This is a genomic window from Rhizobium bangladeshense (assembly GCF_001662075.1).
Lineage (GTDB): Bacteria > Pseudomonadota > Alphaproteobacteria > Rhizobiales > Rhizobiaceae > Rhizobium > Rhizobium bangladeshense_B.
Genome location: NZ_LYPL01000044.1, coordinates 1 through 4,268, shown reverse-complemented (window position 1 = coordinate 4,268; position 4,268 = coordinate 1). Strand labels below are relative to the sequence as shown.

The window sequence follows — 4,268 nt, the reverse complement described above, 5'->3', positions numbered from 1 at the left end:
CGAGCCAAAAGGAACCTCGACGCTGAAATGCTGAAGATTGCCAAAGAGGAGGCAAAGCAGGCTGGACGCCCCGCGGAAAAGCTCGAACTTGAGCCCTGGACATTCCATGACCTGAGACGAACCGCGGCGAGCGGAATGGCACGGTTAGGCGTGCCTGTGCATGTAGTGGAAGCCGTGATCAATCACCGATCAGGATCAATCAAAGGGGTCGCAGCCGTCTATAATCGTTATGACTATGCCGAGGAAAAGCGCGCGGCGCTGATCGGCTGGGCTGACTTTGTCAAGGAACTGACTGCAAATCCAGCTGCGGTGCCGACCCCTCTGCCTCACGTATCAGTAGGAAAGTGAAAGTCGAGATAGCCTCCCAGGTAAGACGCAGCCCGATTTATGGCTCTGAAATTTGGATAGCGCGGCTGACAACCTCGCTTCTGAAAGTATTTCTTGGTGCGGCAATCCTCGTCGAGTTCCCGCATATTGATCTTCACATCGTAGCAACGAAGCCTCACGGCATCCAACGCTGGCACGCCCGTAATTTTGTATGGCTTCTTTTTGCGCCGATAACCGTAGTAGCGTGCGACAGCACAGATGTTTTCCCACTCAATGCCGGGGAAAGCCGCACAGATCTCTTCGCGGGTCCCAGTCGGATAGAGCTTCTTCAGCCGCATTTTGTCCAGCGGTCCCCAAGTGTGGCGGGTCTTGCATAAGCCGAGAACCTGGCAGTGCACACGGATGGCCCTCGCCGTCCGTGTGTACAGGATCTGCCTCAGGGCGAAGTAATCGGGGTAAAAGAGGCGGCAGATCAGATCCTCGCCTTCAGTCCAGACCTGCTGACCGAACAAGGTATATCCGGAACGAAGAATATGGCCGCGCAGGCGAGCGGCCGACGCCGCGCCTCGTGCTAAGTCACGTAAGTGCAAAATCCCCTCCTCTAGGAAGGCTTCTTGACTTTCATTGTTCGGAAGACGTTGAAGGTGCCGGCTTTGTCTGTAAACGCCTCGACAAGCGCAGCAGGGAGCGCATTCAACTCGCGCAATTGGTAGGCCATGTCGGCAAACCGTCGTTTCAAGTCATCTATTTCTGAAGCCCTGACTTTCTCGATCCTTGCTTCAATTTCAGCTTTTTGTCGTAAGAGGTCTTCGAGTTCGGACATTTTATAAATCCTCCCGCGGAACGAGAGAATTTTGAATCTCTTGGTGCCGGAGTCAACAAGAAGTGTATCAGAATGGGTCATTTGTTGCGCTTGCCTCCTGGTCTGGGTCGTCAGATTAACGCTGACCTTTAGCGACGCCTCGATGCAGCGGGGCTGCACATGCCCGGCGTACAGTTGCGTTAACGATAGATTAATATGCAATTTGACGTAGAACCGAATTCTGCGATGCTAGCAGCGGGCAACTGAGGGGTTATCCGTGAAAACGTATCTGTTAGCTCGACGCTTCGGCGTCGTGGCCATTGCGCTTGCGTTGGCGGGCTGCACGACAACGCCGGCTGAGTTCAATAAGAAACCGTCTGCAGTCAGCAAAGCTGCGCTCTGCAAGACCGTATTCGAAACTCAAGACCCGCAATTCCAGCTCCAGCTCGTTGCGGAACTTAACCGACGCGGAATGAGTATCCCTGAATGCCAGCAGATGGTTATCCAGCAAAGGCAAGCGGCTGCGGTGATGGCAGGGCTCGCGCTGGTCGGGACGGCGGCAGCGATATGCGCGAATGGTAATTGCGGCGCTGGAGGTTACACGCCGTATAGGCGCTATCCTGGCAATTGCTATTCCTATTATGACCGTGCGGCGGATGGTAGCCTTTGCGGGAACCGAAGCGCGATGTCTCGCCCTGGGGGGTGGTAATGAGTGACAACGGTTTTGTGCCACTCCTCGTTTGCAGCGGCGTTGCCTTATGGTTCTGGTTCGGTGATCCGGGGAAATTTGTTGCAAATCAACTTTACAAGGACGACGCGGCACCATGGGAAACCGTTGATGCCTTCTATTATCCTGATCGATCAAACCTAACTGTGTTCAAAAGTAGACCCGGCCTTAAAAGCGTCAGTGAGTGCCGAGCCGCGGTGAATGGCTTGGCCTTTGACGCTTCGGACGCGGGCTTTAACCGGGGAGACTACGAATGCGGTGTCGGCAAATTAAAGGGCGACTACTATGGCCTATCGGTTTACCGGCTGACCGTTAGATGACGATGCTTAAGGCGCTAGGCAGCTTGGTCAAAATCTTGCTAGCCGCATCTGTGTTGATCGGCCTGATTCTGATTGTGGTTTTCCGGTGGGAAGACGATAGCAAGATGAACCAGTGGTACGCTTGCGAGGTGAGGCGGATGGAGCATCAAATAGCCTCTGACGTGTCTGGCTTCTATACCAGCTACTGCATGGAGGCAGAGGGTTATTATCGGCTCTCGCGCTGCGAGATTTTTCCTAGCCTTTCGCTGCCGGCGAGTTGCTACATACCTCGCTGGCGTTCGCACTTTTAATGGTAAGATGACGAAGATGCCCGACACCGCCACCCTACTCGAAGACGCCGCCGATCGGATCGCCGAAGTCTCTCGACCGGATTTGCAGATCATGCTTCGACGCGCAGCGCTGCTGTTGCGCAACTCCGGATCGATCGCGTTCGACGCTGACATAGAAGAAGCTCTTCGGGATCTGTCTGGCGAGTTCGGCAAGACGCGTAACGATACCGTCAGGTTCATGGTCCGGGAGTGGATGGAGAAGAACACCTATCTGCCGGTGCACGAGCTCGACGAAGATGGCGATGTGGATGGGAGTGCATGAGATGATCTACAGAATAATTGATTCCGGAGGGCCGGGGGGCAAGGGCGCGCAGGATATCCTCGTCACTGCACAATTGATGGGCCTCACCGCATCGTATCTTGGCGGAAGTGAGCGGTTTATCAAAGTTGCAGCCACGCCCGAAGAGCAAGGGGTGCTGGACACCCTGATTTCCTTCGCGGAAACTCCATACGATTGGCCTCCAGCCCCAGTTGAGGACGGTGACGTTATAGGCAATTCACATCGCCTATCCGATCTCATAGATGCCAGCATTGTCCTGAACGTCGCGCAGCCCCTTATATGAGGGATGGCGCAGCTTCCCGTCATGCGTCCAGTCCCGATATTCGATCTCAGCAACAAGCTTCGGCTTGATCCAAATCAGGTTCTTGCGCCCGCCGGAATATCTCACCGCAGGCGCCGACGCCTTAATCTTGTCCATCGCAGCACGAAGCTCCAAGGCTTGGCTTGCCTTAAAGCCAGTACCGACCGATCCGACATAGACCAGCTGGCCTTCTTTTCGCGCCGCAAGCAGCAGCGCGCCGATATTTCCGAACGCCGAGCTGGACCTCTGATAGCCGACAATGGCGAAGCCGTCGCTTTGGATGCATTTGATCTTCTGCCATTCGCCACCGCGCCCGCCGCGATACGTGCTGTTCCGGTCTTTGGCGATGATGCCTTCAAGCCCATGCTCGCAGGCGATGCGCAAAAGTGTTTCTCCATCAGCCTCGATCTCCTCGGATAGGCGGATTGCCTCCTCCCCGCCGGCGGGCACCACCCCCTCGAGGAGATGGCGCCGCGCGGTGAATTCGGTTTCAGTAAGGTCGCGACCGTCGAGATAGAGGAGGTCGAAGACCATGCAGACCGATTCCCACGATGTTCGCTTTCCGCCGCGGCCGCCGAGCGATTGCTGAAGCTTGCCGAAGTCCGACCGGCCCAGCTCGTCGAACACGACGGCTTCGCCGTCCAGGACTGCGGTCGAGACCGGAAGGCGCTTAGCCTGGGCGACAATGGCAGGAAATCGTTCCGTCCAGTCATGACCGCCACGCGTCAGAACCCGGACGCCCTTGGGTTCAATATGAATGGCCAGGCGATACCCATCCCATTTGACCTCGAACGCCCATTGCCGGCCTTTCGGCGGCCTCGGCTTCAGCAACGCCAAACACGGGTCGATGCGTGCCGGCATTGGGTCGAGGGTAAGCTGATGCTGAGCTGGGTCACGCTTCTTACGCGGGCGGCTGCGGATCGGCGCTTCGGTCTCACCGAGCAGCGGCTTGGAAGGCTTGCGAGGCGGCTTTGTCATTCCCGCAGTTCAGCAGCAACATCTTAAAAAGCAATTTGCCTAGAATGATTATTGACTCATCGGACGATGGGAACATAATAAGAACATCGGCGAGGCGGCCGCCAATCTGAAAACTGAGTATGGAGCACGGAATGCGCGAGCAGCCGATCGGCGAAGCCATAGTTGATGATGAGATTGCGGAGGTGCTCGCCTATCACAAAGGCG

6 protein-coding genes are annotated in these 4,268 nt (G+C 56.1%); 3 read left to right on the top strand and 3 right to left on the bottom strand.

Features of this window, described 5'->3' with window-relative positions; translation table 11 throughout:
• Nucleotides 1-348 (top strand): tyrosine-type recombinase/integrase (locus A7X77_RS32840; protein ID WP_156668189.1); only part of this gene is annotated, 348 nt, incomplete at its 5' end.
• Here the strand turns inward: A7X77_RS32840 and A7X77_RS31015 are convergent.
• Complete coding sequence (locus tag A7X77_RS31015) at nt 327-917, bottom strand: hypothetical protein (RefSeq protein WP_064686613.1); 591 nt, start codon at nt 915-917, stop codon at nt 327-329. The genes A7X77_RS32840 and A7X77_RS31015 overlap by 22 nt on opposite strands.
• Before the next feature lie 11 nt (nt 918-928).
• Complete coding sequence (locus tag A7X77_RS31010; protein WP_064686614.1) at nt 929-1,150, bottom strand: hypothetical protein; 222 nt, start codon at nt 1,148-1,150, stop codon at nt 929-931.
• Nucleotides 1,151-1,837: 687 nt separating this feature from the next.
• Between A7X77_RS31010 and A7X77_RS31000 the strand changes: the two genes are divergently transcribed.
• Together A7X77_RS31000 and A7X77_RS30990 are read left to right on the top strand one after the other, a co-directional pair.
• Nucleotides 1,838-2,176, top strand: coding sequence for a hypothetical protein (locus A7X77_RS31000; protein ID WP_064686611.1), 339 nt, complete (start codon nt 1,838-1,840; stop codon nt 2,174-2,176).
• Nucleotides 2,177-2,473: 297 nt separating this feature from the next.
• Entirely contained in the window at nt 2,474-2,767 is a 294-nt protein-coding gene (locus A7X77_RS30990) for a hypothetical protein (RefSeq protein WP_064686609.1), read from the top strand.
• A 244-nt stretch (nt 2,768-3,011) separates the two neighbouring features.
• Here the strand turns inward: A7X77_RS30990 and ligD are convergent, their stop codons facing one another.
• Nucleotides 3,012-4,064, bottom strand: a complete 1,053-nt coding sequence (gene ligD / locus A7X77_RS30985) for a non-homologous end-joining DNA ligase (RefSeq protein ID WP_064686608.1) — start codon at nt 4,062-4,064, stop codon at nt 3,012-3,014.
• Nucleotides 4,065-4,268 lie beyond the last annotated feature (204 nt).